The sequence below is a fragment of the Pseudalkalibacillus sp. A8 genome (assembly GCF_045920555.1).
In the GTDB taxonomy this organism is placed as follows: domain Bacteria; phylum Bacillota; class Bacilli; order Bacillales; family Fictibacillaceae; genus Pseudalkalibacillus.
In genome coordinates, this window is the sequence record NZ_CP174509.1 from 3,483,109 (window position 1) to 3,496,746 (window position 13,638).

The 13,638-nt window shown below is 41.3% G+C and carries 17 protein-coding genes and 1 riboswitch; of the genes, 2 read left to right on the plus strand and 15 right to left on the minus strand.

The window, feature by feature from the left end; genetic code table 11:
- Nucleotides 1–49: 49 nt before the first annotated feature.
- The 6 genes from ACJROX_RS17960 to ACJROX_RS17985 form a co-directional block, all read right to left on the minus strand.
- The gene (locus tag ACJROX_RS17960; RefSeq protein ID WP_408006575.1) at nt 50–769 is read right to left on the minus strand and encodes a pseudouridine synthase; all 720 of its coding nucleotides are present in this window, start codon (nt 767–769) and stop codon (nt 50–52) included.
- Between the two features lie 195 nt (nt 770–964).
- The gene (locus tag ACJROX_RS17965; RefSeq protein WP_408006576.1) at nt 965–1,504 is read right to left on the minus strand and encodes a spore maturation protein; all 540 of its coding nucleotides are present in this window, start codon (nt 1,502–1,504) and stop codon (nt 965–967) included.
- A gap of 1 nt (nt 1,505) precedes the next feature.
- Nucleotides 1,506–2,099, minus strand: coding sequence for a nucleoside recognition domain-containing protein (locus ACJROX_RS17970; protein WP_408006577.1), 594 nt, complete (start codon nt 2,097–2,099; stop codon nt 1,506–1,508).
- Nucleotides 2,092–3,255: a D-alanyl-D-alanine carboxypeptidase family protein gene (locus ACJROX_RS17975; protein ID WP_408006578.1), complete on the minus strand. Its 1,164-nt coding sequence runs from the start codon at nt 3,253–3,255 to the stop codon at nt 2,092–2,094. Before ACJROX_RS17975 ends, ACJROX_RS17970 begins: the two co-directional genes overlap by 8 nt.
- Nucleotides 3,256–3,345: 90 nt before the next feature.
- Complete coding sequence (locus ACJROX_RS17980; RefSeq protein ID WP_408006579.1) at nt 3,346–3,930, minus strand: isoprenylcysteine carboxyl methyltransferase family protein; 585 nt, start codon at nt 3,928–3,930, stop codon at nt 3,346–3,348.
- Nucleotides 3,931–3,947: 17 nt separating this feature from the next.
- Nucleotides 3,948–5,039, minus strand: a complete 1,092-nt coding sequence (locus tag ACJROX_RS17985; RefSeq protein WP_408006580.1) for a type III polyketide synthase — start codon at nt 5,037–5,039, stop codon at nt 3,948–3,950.
- Between the two features lie 148 nt (nt 5,040–5,187).
- Between ACJROX_RS17985 and ACJROX_RS17990 the strand changes: the two genes are divergently transcribed.
- Nucleotides 5,188–5,286, plus strand: coding sequence for a YjcZ family sporulation protein (locus ACJROX_RS17990; protein WP_221565275.1), 99 nt, complete (start codon nt 5,188–5,190; stop codon nt 5,284–5,286).
- A gap of 101 nt (nt 5,287–5,387) precedes the next feature.
- On the opposite strand, the gene ACJROX_RS17995 is transcribed toward ACJROX_RS17990, so the two are convergent.
- Genes ACJROX_RS17995 through ACJROX_RS18005 form a run of 3 tightly spaced genes read right to left on the minus strand, consistent with a single transcriptional unit; the run spans nt 5,388 to nt 7,161 of the window.
- Nucleotides 5,388–5,789, minus strand: coding sequence for a hypothetical protein (locus ACJROX_RS17995; protein ID WP_408006581.1), 402 nt, complete (start codon nt 5,787–5,789; stop codon nt 5,388–5,390).
- A 2-nt stretch (nt 5,790–5,791) separates the two neighbouring features.
- Complete coding sequence (gene scpB / locus ACJROX_RS18000; RefSeq protein WP_408006582.1) at nt 5,792–6,394, minus strand: SMC-Scp complex subunit ScpB; 603 nt, start codon at nt 6,392–6,394, stop codon at nt 5,792–5,794.
- A complete protein-coding gene (locus tag ACJROX_RS18005) occupies nt 6,391–7,161 on the minus strand; it encodes a segregation/condensation protein A (RefSeq protein WP_408011698.1) in 771 nt (256 codons plus the stop codon). The genes scpB and ACJROX_RS18005 overlap by 4 nt, the downstream gene beginning before the upstream one ends.
- Before the next feature lie 181 nt (nt 7,162–7,342).
- On the opposite strand from ACJROX_RS18005, the gene ACJROX_RS18010 reads away from it, so the two are divergent.
- Nucleotides 7,343–7,870, plus strand: a complete 528-nt coding sequence (locus ACJROX_RS18010) for a DUF309 domain-containing protein (protein ID WP_408006583.1) — start codon at nt 7,343–7,345, stop codon at nt 7,868–7,870.
- Between the two features lie 15 nt (nt 7,871–7,885).
- Here the strand turns inward: ACJROX_RS18010 and ACJROX_RS18015 are convergent, their stop codons facing one another.
- From ACJROX_RS18015 to ACJROX_RS18040, 6 genes are all read right to left on the minus strand, one after another.
- Complete coding sequence (locus ACJROX_RS18015; protein WP_408006584.1) at nt 7,886–8,254, minus strand: GNAT family N-acetyltransferase; 369 nt, start codon at nt 8,252–8,254, stop codon at nt 7,886–7,888.
- 543 nt (nt 8,255–8,797) lie between these two features.
- Nucleotides 8,798–9,268, minus strand: a complete 471-nt coding sequence (gene ribE, locus ACJROX_RS18020) for a 6,7-dimethyl-8-ribityllumazine synthase (protein ID WP_408006585.1) — start codon at nt 9,266–9,268, stop codon at nt 8,798–8,800.
- 73 nt (nt 9,269–9,341) lie between these two features.
- A complete protein-coding gene (locus ACJROX_RS18025) occupies nt 9,342–10,535 on the minus strand; it encodes a bifunctional 3,4-dihydroxy-2-butanone-4-phosphate synthase/GTP cyclohydrolase II (protein ID WP_408006586.1) in 1,194 nt (397 codons plus the stop codon).
- 23 nt (nt 10,536–10,558) lie between these two features.
- Nucleotides 10,559–11,206: a riboflavin synthase gene (gene ribE, locus ACJROX_RS18030; protein ID WP_408006587.1), complete on the minus strand. Its 648-nt coding sequence runs from the start codon at nt 11,204–11,206 to the stop codon at nt 10,559–10,561.
- A complete protein-coding gene (ribD, locus tag ACJROX_RS18035; protein ID WP_408006588.1) occupies nt 11,206–12,297 on the minus strand; it encodes a bifunctional diaminohydroxyphosphoribosylaminopyrimidine deaminase/5-amino-6-(5-phosphoribosylamino)uracil reductase RibD in 1,092 nt (363 codons plus the stop codon). The genes ribE (ACJROX_RS18030) and ribD overlap by 1 nt, the downstream gene beginning before the upstream one ends.
- A gap of 426 nt (nt 12,298–12,723) precedes the next feature.
- Nucleotides 12,724–12,865: riboswitch (FMN riboswitch) on the minus strand.
- Between the two features lie 301 nt (nt 12,866–13,166).
- Nucleotides 13,167–13,604, minus strand: a complete 438-nt coding sequence (locus ACJROX_RS18040; RefSeq protein WP_408006589.1) for a peptidylprolyl isomerase — start codon at nt 13,602–13,604, stop codon at nt 13,167–13,169.
- Nucleotides 13,605–13,638: the final 34 nt, after the last annotated feature.

Here is a 13,638-nt window from a genome sequence, read left to right on the forward strand (position 1 = left end):
TCCTACTATAACGTTTATTTGTCCAGTATTCATGGGTTTTATTTGACGTTTATGTGACAGCTAGATTCCGTAATTGCTTGACTTCATGGGGTGTCATTGTCCGGGAGTCACCTGGATTCATACCTCTGAGATCAAGATTGCCGTACCCTTCACGTTTTAGTTTTTGGACAGGATATCCAAGGGTCTCGAACATCCTTCTTACTTGTCGGTTCCTGCCTTCGTGGATCGTCAATTCAATGATTGCCGTCTGTTTCTTTTTATCTAAGCTTTTCATTTTGACTTTTGCTGGCGCAGTCTTGCCGTCGTCGAGCATAATTCCTTTCGCCAGTTGGCGTAGCTCAAGCTTTGATGGGATCCCTTTCACTTTGGCTACATATCTTTTCTCAACGTGATATTTCGGATGCATCAACGCATTTGCAAAGTCACCGTCATTCGTCAGTATAAGCAAACCAGAAGTGTCATAATCAAGCCGGCCTACAGGAAATATCCTTTGTTCGATATCAGGGAAGTAATCTGTGACGACTTTACGCCCCTTCTCATCCTTTACGCTTGAAATGACGCCGGTCGGTTTATAAAACAAAAAATAGACAGGCTCTTCTTTATCAATTGGTACCCCGTTTACTTCAATTTCATCAGATGGAGACACTTTCGTCCCCAGTTCCTTAACTATGTTACCGTTTACTTTCACTTGCCCGTCCAGGATCAACTTCTCGGCTTTGCGGCGGGAAGTGATGCCAGCTTGCGCAATGACTTTCTGTAATCGTTCCATGATTTCACCTCAACCTCAATCATACTCTTCGAAATTTGAATTCTCAAGTTCCGGAAGTGTTGTTCACTGTTTTTCCATATGCGTGAATCTTTAAAACTGAAAAATAGTAGACGGTCAAAATTTTTTGCATAAAGAAAAGGACCGGCGAAACTCAGTCCTTGTTATCTCTATTTGATAGCACTGTTGTTAGAGTCACTAGACTGAACTTCCAAAAACGATAGTGACAACGATGATCGCAACAATGATGCCGACAAGGTCAGCAAGTAAGCCGACCTTCAGCGCATCCCCCATCCTTTTGATTCCGACAGCGCCAAAGTAAACGGTGAGGATATAAAGCGTCGTATCGGTGCTGCCTTGCATCGTAGAAGCCAATCGCCCGATAAAAGAATCAGGTCCGTAAGTGGAGATCAGATCTGTGGTCATGGCAAGAGCGCCTGTCCCAGAAATGGGCCTGATCAATGCAAGCGGGACGATTTCGGATGGAACTCCGATCGCAGTCAGGAATGGCTTGATTGAGTCGATCATGAAAGCTAAAGCGCCAGATGCTCGGAAAACTGTAATCGCAACAAGCATGCCGACCAAATAAGGGATGATTGAAACTGCAATTGAAAAGCCCTCTTTACCACCTTCTACAAACTCTTCGTATGTGGAAACTCTTTTAAAGGTCGCATATAAAAGGACGAATCCGATGAGACATGGAAGGATCCATATGGATATTGTCGAGACAAGCCCCATTTCATGATCGCCTCCTTCTTTGGCGTCTATGATAAAAATAGCGGTCGATCATGATCGCTGCTAAGGTCGAACATGCTGTGGCAACAAGCGTTGTTCCGACAATATCAGTTGGAGACATGGAATCATAATTCATCCGTATGGCAATCACCGTTGTCGGGATGATGGTCAAGCTTGATGTATTTATCGCAAGGAACGTGATCATCGATCTGCTCGCGTCTTCCCGATCAGCATTCAATTTTTTCATTTGTTCCATCGCTTTTATCCCCATAGGGGTTGCAGCATTTCCGAGTCCGAACAGGTTTGCAACCATATTTGATAAAATGTATCCCATCGCAGGATGGTCAGGCGGTATTTCTGGAAAAAGACGTTTGGCAATCGGGCGGAACAAACCCGAGAGTTTTTCCAACAACCCCGCTTTTTTTGCAATGTTCATCAAGCCTAACCAGAAAACAAGTATACTGATCAAACCCAGGCTTATCGTTACAGCTTCTTGTGCACTTTTGAATAATACTTTGTTCACTTCCTCCATCGTCCCGTTGATTGCAGCATATAGGATTCCAAAGACGAACATGAACACCCAGATCAGGTTAACCATGTGGCACCGTTATAAGGAAAAACTTTGTAACGACGTTCTTAATCGTTCCCCAAAATGTTTCCTCTTCCAATTCCCTGTATGTTCCTTTTATAAATAGCGGGATTTGGCCAATGTCTTTACCATCTAAAAAGATCGTCAGCTGTCCAACAGGACTAGGTGGATTTTTCCATTTGCCATTTTTAGGCGGTTTCATCAATGTTATCTCATTATTGACAAGTTCACGTTCTTCTTCATTCAACGGATAATAAAACGTTCTAGCAGCCTCTACTTTATTCCTGTAGGCTTCGTTTTCCAACCCGGTGATTTTTCCTTTTTGTACTATGGACACTAGATCATATGTATCAAATGCCCAATTGAAAAGGTTCATATGATCGTTCCAATCGTTGCCATCATTCAAGGTTACCGCAATCAATTCGAGATCTTCCTTTTGTGCGGTAGATACGAGGGTCCTTTTTGCACGGCTCGTATATCCAGTCTTACCACCGGTTGAATATTCGTACATCCTTAACAGTTTGTTTTTATTTTTAAAGATCCGATCCCATTTCTCACCATCCTGCGGGGCTCTATGCGTTTTTGTTCCAGAAATCTTCCTGTACTGCTCGTTTTCCATAGCATATCTCGTCAGCAGAGCCATATCATAAGCAGTCGAATAATGATTTTCATGATCGTCAAGTCCATGCGGGTTCGAGAAATACGTATTTCTCATCCCGATCTCAGTCGCTTTTTCGTTCATCATATAAACGAAACCTTCTAAACTGCCACCAACATGTTCGGCGATTGCGACAGCCGAATCATTTCCAGACCTTAGCATCAGTCCATAAACGAGATCTTCCAAGACGATCTTTTCACCTTTTTTTAAATAGATGGACGAGCCTTCAGCTTGAAGTGGACGCTCACTTACTGTGACCGTTTCCTCCATTTTGCCGGACTCGATTGCTAAGATGGCCGTCATGATTTTCGTAATGCTTGCAATCCTCATTTTTTGATGCTCATTTTTCCCGTACAACACACGTCCTGATTCTTGCTCCATCAATATGGCGCCCTGCGCATATACACCAGGTCCTTCCGCATGCGCAATCAGTTGTAACGGTATGCTTGCGAATATGATGAAGGCTAATCCAATTAGGATTCCAGCTCTAATTAATGCAACAATCATAACATCCCGTCCCTTAGCCAGTTTTGTACAAGTTTATGCTGTAAATGACGGGATATGAAAAAAATTAAGTATACATAATGATGTTATGGACTACTTGCTTGAGGGCTTTTTGTCATGTTTTCGATCTTGGGGAAAGAAACGTGGGGTATCAGCGAATTGATCGGTATAGTCTGATTGCCGGGAAAGGGCCTCTTCTTCTACCGGGATCCTGACATATCGTAAAAGTAATGCATTCAATATCGTAAAAATGATAGCTGTCCAGTAAGCATTAAACATAAGAGGAATAATGAGTAACTCCATAGCGACGACGACATAGTTAGGATGTCTCATAAAACGGAATGGACCTCTCTTCACTACCTTCGCCCCTGGAAGAATGATGATTTTGGTGTTCCAAAACATACCTAATGAACGGATGGTCCAGACCCTGAATGCTTGCAAACCTATAAACAACATAAACAATACCGGGAAAAGAAACGAAACCATGAATCCTCGCAAAAAGGCTTCGGATGCTAAGGTAATAAAAAATGTCGTATGTAGAAGGACGATCCACTTGTAATGGTCTCCAGCAAACTCTTTTGCTCCTCTAGCTTTCATTTCATTTTCATTTCGCTTCGCTATCTTCAATTCGTATAGCCGTTGTCCAATAATGAATGAAAAAACGAGCATGAAAACCATCTGTCATCCCCCTTGGCTTATTCTACCCATTCTAATAAAACGACCTCAGAACTGAAGCCCGGTCCTAATGCTAGCAAAAGTCCTTTTTCTCCAACCGATATCTTTTTCTTTAAAAAACGATTCAATACATAGAGGACCGTGACAGATGACATATTGCCAAAACGTTTCAATACTTCCAAAGAGTCCTGAAGCATAGAAGGTGGAAGGTTCAACGAACTGATATATGCATTCAACACTTTTATCCCGCCAGGGTGTGCGATGATATGTTGGATATCTTCCAACTGGAGGTTTTGATCTATCAAAAATTGATGGATTGCAGGATAGAACCAGCTATCAACGATTTGTGGAATATCTTTCGAAAAGATGACATAAAGTCCTTCATCCTTTATATCCCATCCCATCACCTCTTCTGAATCCGGCATTAAAGTGGATTGACTTGCTAAAGTTCGCGGCAAGGTCCTTTTAAGTGATAATTCATTCTCTTTCACTTCATCCCCTACCATCAATACAGCAGCAACGCCATCTGCAAATAGGGAAGTCCCGATAAGATTACTTTTCGAATAATCTTCCTTCTGGAATGTCAAACTGCAAAGCTCTGCACAAATAAGTAGAACCTTCGCTTTAGGATAGGCAAGGCAATAATCATGAGCCCTTGCTAATCCTGAAGCGCCTCCAGCACAGCCTAATCCCCATATAGGAATCCGTTTCGTATGTCGGGAAAAAGGCAGTTCGTTCATAATCCTCGCTTCAATGCTCGGAGTCGAAAAACCAGTGGTTGAAACAAAAAAGATCGCTTCAATTTCATTGTAGGGAATTTGTTTGTCCATATATCGGTTGTTAGCAAAACAATCTTCAATCGCTTTTACACCGTACTCTATAGACTTTTCAATATATATATCATTTTTCGCTTGTAGGGAATGATCATCCTTGTACCACTGCACATCGTTCACAAAATTCCTCGTGTCAATTTGTCCATTTTCAAAAACACGTAATAAACGATCGATATGAGTGAAATGATCACTGAATAACTCCCTCGCGAATTCGACTGTATCTTCTTGATCCATTGTATGCTCCGGATCACAGGTGCCGACCGATAAAATATACGGCATATTTCCCCACTTCCCTACTTGTTTATTTCTATCAGTTTGTACTTATCCTAACAAAATATGTGAAACCGGTACAATCGTCTAGTCCGCCTAATAGACGAATGCATATAGTATGGGTGAATGGCTTATAAAGGAATAGGGGGACATCGAAATGTCAGATGGATTTGGTAAGGGATTCATCTTGCTTGTTGTTTTGTTCGTGTTATTGGTGATAATCGGAATTACCGTTTACTCAGGATATCACGGCTAAACTATACATCGGAAAGAAAGAGGCTGATCCATGCATCAAAATGCATAGAACAGCCTCTTTTCGTATGCTGTTAAAATAGAAGGTAATTCTGTGAGAGGTTATTATACCTTTTGTTCATTCAATTCCAGCCGTCCATCTGCAACAATCTTCTTAACCATTGTCTTGAGTGATTCTTTTTCTATCGCTTTAAATAAAGATGCGAATTGTACTTCATCATTTATGTAGACACGATGACGTTTTGCATATTCTGGATGAGCTTTAAGGGCTAGTAACGCGACAATCTCCCGTAAATGGATAAGGCGCCCTTCCACTTCAAAGAGTTCTTCTGTTTCAAAACTCGAAAATTCGGATATTTTTTCATCAAAATATCTTACATACAATACAGCTAACGTCTTTTCATTTTTGCCATCCAGGAAGGTTACTTCAGAGCGATTGAAAAATTCTTCAGGAGAGTTTGATTTCGACTTTTCCAGCTCTTTTCCTGTTATTGAAGTAATAATCACGGTTATTCCCCCTTATCGTTCGGTTCCATTACGGTTTCGAAATTCTCGAAAAACAAATCTGCTTCGTCTTCGATGGAATCATCTTCAAAATGTTCCGGTAATTTTGGAAGGTCTTCCTTCGACTTCAAACCAAAGTATTCAAGAAACTCCTTCGTTGTTCCATAGAGAATGGCCCGCCCAGTTCCTTCTGCTCTACCCACTTCTTTCACCAGATGTTTAGCTGTCAAGGTCTGGAGCGGTTTTTCCGTCTTCACTCCACGGATGTCTTCTATTTCAGCCCTTGTTATCGGCTGTTTATAGGCTACGATTGCAAGAGTTTCCAGAGCCGCTTGCGACAGTGAGCTTGTTGTTGGTGATTCAACGAACCTTTCATAATAGGAGATATGTTTTGCTTTTGTCGTTAATTGATAGGCGCCTGCAATTTCTACGATTTCAATCCCACGCTCTTCAGCCTGGTAATCTTCAATCATTTCCCGAATAAGTTCTTCGGCTTCTGAAAGCTCGATTTGAAGAATATCAGCTGCTTGCTTTCCTTCCAGACCTTCATCCCCGACGACAAAAAGCAGACCTTCAATTACAGCTTTTTGCTCATTTCTTGTAGTCAACTAATATCCTCCTCCATCAAATCAATTACAATTTCATTAAAGTTTTCACTCTGTTCACAACGTATTTGCTTTGTTTTCATCAATTCAAGAATCGCCAGAAAGGTCACTACCATATGATCTTTACTTGGATATGGAAAGAGGTTTTGGAACGTCTGCTTTCCATTTCGAAAACGTAATTCTGAAACAATCTCCGTCATACGCTTGTCAATCGGAATATCCTGGCGATCTATTTTGGTTTGGGGTGTTTTCTTTGTTCTTTTTTTATCGAAAAGGGATTGAAAAGCACCTACTAAATCAAATATCGTCATATTCGAAACTGGATTGACTGGTTCTTGTTTTGATTCGACATGATCAAGATTGCTCGGTGGTTTTGAAAAAGTCCAACTCCTCTTACTCTCGTGCTCTCTCAAATAAGAGGATGCTTCCTTATATTTGCGATACTCGATGAGTCGACGGACTAGCTCATCGCGAGGATCCTCCTCCATATCCATTTCGAGCTGTTGATCATAATCATCTTCTTCATGCTTTGGAAGCAATGTTTTGCTCTTAATGGCAATAAGTGTAGCCGCCATGACAAGATACTCACTAGCGATGTCCAGCTGAAGTTCCTGCATGGTATGTATGTATTCTAAGTATTGTTCCGTAATCTTAGCAACTGGAATATCATAAATATCAATTTCATATCGGTTGATCAGATGAAGCAATAAATCCAGCGGACCTTCGAATGCATCCAGTCGAACGTTATATTGGGTCAAGAAAATCACCATTCTCACATTCTAAATATGTAATGAATCATACCTAAAAACAAATAGCTTTCAAAGTATGAAATATGTCGATATTATAGCATACAGCAGGCATACCCACAATTTGTCTTTTCCGTCAGCTTATATTAAAGAACCCTGCTTTATATGATAAACTAAAAATACTTAACAATGGAGGTATCATTCCATGTATCCAAAGCCATATATTGACTTTTTAGTCCATTTTCATGGATTGCGTGATTACTTCGAGTGCCATGAAATTCTAGAAGAACATTGGAAATCGGTTCCGAAAAACGAACCCAAGGACCACTGGGTAGGGCTCATACAGATTGCCGTGTCCCTTTACCATCAAAGAAGGCAGAATTATCCCGGAGCCTTACGGATGATGCAGAGTGCTGTCCGAATCATTGAATCAGAACAGCCTGAAATCGAGGCTTTAGGATTAGATTCCCGACAACTACAAGTCCTTCTTCAAAAAAGGTTCAAAGATATCAAAAACAACCAACCATATGAAAGCTTCAACCTGCCGATCAAAGATCAGCTATTAATCACTCTTTGTAAACAAGAATGTGAAAAAGTCGGTTGTACTTACGGTCTTCCCAGTGATTTAACAAATGAATTCTTACTTCATAAACATACCCTTAGAGATCGTCAAGAAGTTATCAATGAACGACTAGCACAGAAGAATCTAAGAAAAAAGAAACGGGAAGGATAATCCTTTCCGTTTCCACTAGTCGTTTTCAAGTCTGACTTGTTCTTCACATTTTTCTAAGAAGGAGCTTGTTTCTTCGGTTGCAGTCAGGTGATAGTCGTCCTTCAGAATTCTTTTCAGTGCATCGACCATCTTTTTTCCGATACCTTGATGACGATGTGAAGGATTGACACTTACATGCTGCAGTTCAGCTGTCCCATCTTTCATCTTCAAACCGATAATCCCGATGATATCTTCCCCTTCTTTCCACAGGAACAATTGATGATCAGGCTCTGTTCCATATTGCTTTACCGTTTGTTGCAGCTTTTTTACGTCTTTCTGGTTCGGCATGAAAGACAGAAGACCCATTGCAATTTTTTCATAGGTTCGTTTATAACGAATTAGCATAAATTCTCCCTCATTATCGAATTAACTTCCCGACAAGTGACAACATCAAGAGGAAAGCAACGATGATACATATAATAATAAGAATTTGTTCTTGCTTTTTATTCTTTCGATTCGTCAACTTTCTCATCCTCTTCTCGTCCTAGACCTTAAAACCTTTGGGGAACAAAGCCTATTATAAAGAAAAGTCGAGCGATGTACAAAGTCATTTATATTATAGTCGAAAATAGATGACTTTGCGAATATAGGCGTAGTATATACTATAAAATATTATCCTAGTATGGTTTCTCTATACTTGTTATGATAATAAAATTCGATGATTCAGAGATCGTTTTTTTAGCTGTTTTCGTATAGATTGTTGTTTTTAACAAATTGGAAATATACTCGCTTTCCGCGGGCAATCTGCTAACCTCCCCAGCTCGTCCCTCGCTTGCGGGGTCTCGCTTAGCTTACTTTTCCGCAGGAGCCTCGCATATTTCCACCACGATAGGTCCTAGCCATCATCATTCAATTTGCAACAAACTTTTCGAAAACATCCTTTGTTTTTTACTTATTGAAAGAACGGCACAAGTTGCCCATTTCAATCGCAGATACAGCTGCTTCCCATCCCTTATTGCCAGCTTTCGTACCAGCGCGTTCAACTGCCTGTTCGATCGAATCCGTTGTCAAGACTCCAAATATCACAGGTGTCCCTGAGTTCAATGAAAGGCTGGAAACACCTTTCGCCACTTCATTACATACATAGTCAAAATGTGGTGTAGAGCCTCGGATAACAGTCCCTAACGTAATGACAGCATCATATTTGTCTGACTCCACCATCTTTTTGGCAATCAATGGAATTTCAAATGCTCCAGGGACCCAAGCCACATCAATGTCTTGATCATTGAGGCCATGCCGCTTTAAAGCATCCTCGGCACCTGATAACAGCTTTCCTGTGATGAATTCATTGAATCGACCAACTACAATTCCTACTTTTAATCCTGTTCCTATTAAGTTTCCTTCGAATGTCGTTCCCATAATTAGAGCCTCCTGAATTGTCATATAAATGTGGTTAAATTCTAACAAATGATAGACTGGCGATGCTAAATTATCAAAAGTGGAGCATATGCCCTAGTTTGCTATGTTTTGTTCTCAAGTATTTTTCGTTTTCAACCCGATGAGGCATCTGAATCGGCACACGATCCACAACTTCCAGACCATACCCGCTCAGTCCCTTGATTTTACGAGGATTGTTCGTCAGAAGTTTCATTTTTGTTATCCCAAGATCTCTTAATATTTGAGCTCCGATACCATAATCCCGAAGATCAGGTGCGAAACCGAGTTTTTCGTTGGCCTCCACAGTGTCTAATCCCTCTTCTTGAAGCTTATATGCCTTCATCTTATTAAGGAGCCCGATTCCACGTCCTTCTTGCCTCATGTAAAGGAGGATACCGTTGCCCTCTTGTTCGATTTGGGACAATGCGGCATGGAGTTGCGGGCCGCAGTCACATCGATAGGAACCGAACACATCTCCTGTCAGACATTCCGAATGGACCCGTACCAATGTTGGCTCATCCGGTATGATTTCACCTTTAACTAGAGCTACATGCTCTTTTTGATCAAGGATGTTCGAATAGCCGATTGCCCGGAATTCACCGAATTCGGTAGGCATTTTTATCTCGATCTCTTTTTTGACCAATTTATCTTTGCGATTCCGGTATTGAATCAGATCCTTGATCGTGATCATTTTCAGATCATATTCATCTGCAATCTTACGTAGCTGAGGCACTCGTGCCATCGTACCATCTTCATTCATGATTTCACAAATAACACCAGCTGGTTCAGCACCCGAAAGCCGAGCAAGATCGATGGCAGCTTCTGTATGTCCTGCCCTTCTTAAAACTCCGCCTTGCTTCGCGATCAAAGGAAAGACATGCCCTGGTCGCTTGAAATCAGCAGAGACGGCACTCGGGTCTAACAATGCTTTCATCGTCGCAGCGCGTTCTTGAGCTGAAATCCCAGTGGTAGCCGATTTATGGTCTATACTTACCGTAAAAGCTGTACCGTGGGGGTCAGTATTATGATTCACCATCGGGTTGAGGTCCAGCTTTTGAGCGAGATCTTCAGTAATCGGTGTACATACAAGGCCCCGCCCATGGGTTACCATAAAATTCACAACCTCAGGCGTGACACGATCTGCGAGTGCAATGAAGTCACCTTCATTCTCACGGTCTTCATCATCACAAACGATGACAATTTTTCCTTGCATCAGTTCATATATTGCTTCTTCAATTGGATCGAACATTTGCTATCACCATCCTCTATTGATCAAAATCCATGTTCCGATAGAAATTCTTCAGTCAATCGACTTGATTGTGTTTGATTAGTCCTTTTTTGTATTAAGTTATCCATATATTTAACTAACATGTCACATTCGATATTGACGAGATCCCCTTCATTTTTCTTACCCAGCACTGATTCTTCAACAGTATGGGGAATGAGTGATAGGGTAAATGTCGAATCCGTGACTCCGAAGATTGTAAGACTTGTCCCATCTACTGCAACAGAACCTTTGTTCATAAAATAAGGTTGAAGTTCCTTTGGTGCTTTAATTTCATAATAGATGGCGTTTTGTTTCCGAGTCTTTTTGATAATTTCGCCAACCGCATCGATATGGCCTGAAACGAAATGTCCTCCAAACCTTCCATCAGCTGCCATCGCGCGCTCCAGGTTGACGCCATCCCCTGTGCTTAACGATTTCAAGTTAGTGTGGCGCAATGTTTCCGGCATTACATCGACCGTGAAAGAAGAAGATTCGAATGATGTGACTGTCAAGCATATTCCGTTTACGGAAATACTGTCACCAAGATGCACATCCTCAAGTACTTTCTTAGCTTCAATCCGAACCACATAACCTTCATTGGATTCTTTTACCGATTGTATTTTTCCAATCTCTTCGATAATTCCTGTAAACATCAAGATCTCTCCTTCGGTATCGAAACGATTTTCAAGTCCTTCCCGATTTTTTCATATGAAATCATTTCCAGATCCATCGCATCTGTTATCCTCTCAATCCCTTCCCCACCTATGATAGAGGGACTGGACTGCCCCCCGACCAACATCGGGGCAAGATACGTTACGATTTGTTGGAATGCTTTTTCTTTTATAAAACTTGCATGGACTGTTCCCCCGCCCTCTACAAAGAGGGAAGTGATCCTTTCTTGGGTGAGGCGATCCAATAAGGCATGTATGTTTATTTTTGATTCGTCCATTTTCAAGATTCGAACATGATCATTTTGCAGGGTTTCTATATCTGTTTCTGATACTTGATTACCGGTTATGATCCATGTTGGTGCTTCCTGATCGTTCAAAATCTTGCAATGTTTTGGTATTCTCAAATGTGTATCCAGTACGAGGCGAATCGGATTTTTCCCTCCAGATGGAAGTCGTGTTGTCAGTGAAGGGTCATCTTTTATGATCGTATTGATCCCGACTAGAATCGCATCATGTTCATGTCGATAAAGGTGGACATCTAGTCTTGCTTCTGGGCCTGTAATCCATTTACTATGCCCTGTTTTCGTCGCAATCTTGCCATCCATGCTTGAAGCCGATTTTAATGTTACGAAAGGCCTGTTCGTCGTCATGAAATGATTGAAAATCGGATTCAGCTCAATGGCATTCTGCTCATTCAAACCGACATGTACATCTAGACCAGCTTCTTTTAGCCGTTGTACTCCCCTACCAGCTACCAACGGATTCGGATCCGTTGTCGCCACATAAATCGTCTGAATCCCTCGTTCGATTACAAGGTCCGCGCACGGAGGTGTTTTTCCATGGTGACTGCAAGGCTCTAATGTTACATACATCGTTGCCCCATTTGCTTTGTCACCAGCCATTTGTAATGCATGGACTTCGGCATGTGCTTCCCCTGCTTTCAAATGTGCTCCTAAACCGACGATTTCTCCGTTCTTTACGACAACAGCGCCAACTTTAGGATTGGGAGCAGTTTGACCAGGGGTTTGTTTTGCCATTTCAATAGCTAAATTCATATAACGAGCGTGTTCCATAGTATCTCCTCTTTCCACCATTGCCGATAGGATGTTCCTGTTATTTACAAATACTTAATGTTGATTTCCGAAATTCACTCCCTTTCCGCGGGCGATCCACAAGCCTCCTGGCTCGTCCTCGCAGCGGGGTCTAGTATGGCTCGCTTTTCCCGCAGGAGTGTCGCGAATTCGCTGAAATTTCTATAATGCAAAAAAGAAAAACCCCAAAGATGCATTAAGCATGTTCGGGGTTTGAGAGCATTAGAAATAAACCTCGCTTTTTCAATGGCTGAACGATTGTTCAGAAAAGACGAGTGATAATAAAAGTAGATATCATTCAAGAATCCTGAATGACGTCAAGTACCTTTTTCAATAAAGCAATGACAAATTAAACCCAGGTACCCGATCATTCACGGTTACTTTGAGAATCTCATCTACTTCTTGTATAAATTCCTTCTCCCATCCAGACTATACTGTCGGCTTCGGAATTGCACCGAATCCACCGTTACAAAAGCAACGGGTCACGGACTGAAAAGCTTCATGCTTTATCACCGCCGGTTGGGAATTTCACCCTGCCCCGAAGGAAATGTTTTTTTATTGTACCTACATGTTACTCTTAATTCGACTCTTTAGCAAGGAAAAGGTAATATTTTAAATAAAGACGATGCAAGCTGCAACTCAAAAAACGGATTATGAGTCCCTCGTTTTCTGTTTACCTCGTTTTCTGTTTCTTGCAAAACCAGGGCGCCATAGACCTTCTTTGAATACCTTCCATGTTTTTTTCCACACTCAAATGTTCTTATGAGGCTGTTATCCGGATTTTCCGGACTCAAACAGTCCCATGACGGTAAAAAAATAGATCGACCCAAACTGAGTCGATCTTTCACTATTTATTCTTCCCAGACTTTAACTTCTTTCATAACATCGCCATTTTCCATTGATCTAGCCGTTTCAAGTCCGCTTGTTAATTTTCCAAATACAGTATGAACTCCATTTAGGTGAGGCTGTGGCTCATGTACAATGAAAAATTGGCTAGAACCAGTGTCTTTACCTGCATGGGCCATAGATAATGATCCCGCTTCATGTTTGTGTGGGTTTCCTTCAGTTTCACATTTAATCGTAGTTCCGCTTCCTCCTGCACCAGTTCCTGTAGGATCACCACCCTGACTAACAAAACCAGGTATTACTCTATGGAATGTCACTCCATCATAAAAACCTTCATTTGCTAATTTCTCAAAATTAGCTACAGTATTAGGAGCTTCTTCAGGAAAGAATTCCAATTCAATTTTTTCCCCATTTTCCATAAGGATATATCCTTTTTTAGCCATGTATAACATCTCCTTTGTTATATAAACATCAATT

What these genes read in the sequence shown, in the direction of transcription:
- ACJROX_RS17960 (WP_408006575.1), bottom strand. Translation starts at nt 769, where the DNA reads ATGGAACGATTACAGAAAGTCATTGCGCAAGCTGGCATCACTTCCCGC.
- ACJROX_RS17965 (WP_408006576.1), bottom strand. Translation starts at nt 1,504, where the DNA reads ATGGGGCTTGTCTCGACAATATCCATATGGATCCTTCCATGTCTCATC.
- ACJROX_RS17970 (WP_408006577.1), bottom strand. Translation starts at nt 2,099, where the DNA reads ATGGTTAACCTGATCTGGGTGTTCATGTTCGTCTTTGGAATCCTATAT.
- ACJROX_RS17975 (WP_408006578.1), bottom strand. Translation starts at nt 3,255, where the DNA reads ATGATTGTTGCATTAATTAGAGCTGGAATCCTAATTGGATTAGCCTTC.
- ACJROX_RS17980 (WP_408006579.1), bottom strand. Translation starts at nt 3,930, where the DNA reads ATGGTTTTCATGCTCGTTTTTTCATTCATTATTGGACAACGGCTATAC.
- ACJROX_RS17985 (WP_408006580.1), bottom strand. Translation starts at nt 5,039, where the DNA reads ATGCCGTATATTTTATCGGTCGGCACCTGTGATCCGGAGCATACAATG.
- ACJROX_RS17990 (WP_221565275.1), top strand. Translation starts at nt 5,188, where the DNA reads ATGTCAGATGGATTTGGTAAGGGATTCATCTTGCTTGTTGTTTTGTTC.
- ACJROX_RS18005 (WP_408011698.1), bottom strand. Translation starts at nt 7,161, where the DNA reads ATGGTGATTTTCTTGACCCAATATAACGTTCGACTGGATGCATTCGAA.
- ACJROX_RS18010 (WP_408006583.1), top strand. Translation starts at nt 7,343, where the DNA reads ATGTATCCAAAGCCATATATTGACTTTTTAGTCCATTTTCATGGATTG.
- ACJROX_RS18015 (WP_408006584.1), bottom strand. Translation starts at nt 8,254, where the DNA reads ATGCTAATTCGTTATAAACGAACCTATGAAAAAATTGCAATGGGTCTT.
- ribE (WP_408006585.1), bottom strand. Translation starts at nt 9,268, where the DNA reads ATGGGAACGACATTCGAAGGAAACTTAATAGGAACAGGATTAAAAGTA.
- ACJROX_RS18025 (WP_408006586.1), bottom strand. Translation starts at nt 10,535, where the DNA reads ATGTTCGATCCAATTGAAGAAGCAATATATGAACTGATGCAAGGAAAA.
- ribE (WP_408006587.1), bottom strand. Translation starts at nt 11,206, where the DNA reads ATGTTTACAGGAATTATCGAAGAGATTGGAAAAATACAATCGGTAAAA.
- ribD (WP_408006588.1), bottom strand. Translation starts at nt 12,297, where the DNA reads ATGGAACACGCTCGTTATATGAATTTAGCTATTGAAATGGCAAAACAA.
- ACJROX_RS18040 (WP_408006589.1), bottom strand. Translation starts at nt 13,604, where the DNA reads ATGGCTAAAAAAGGATATATCCTTATGGAAAATGGGGAAAAAATTGAA.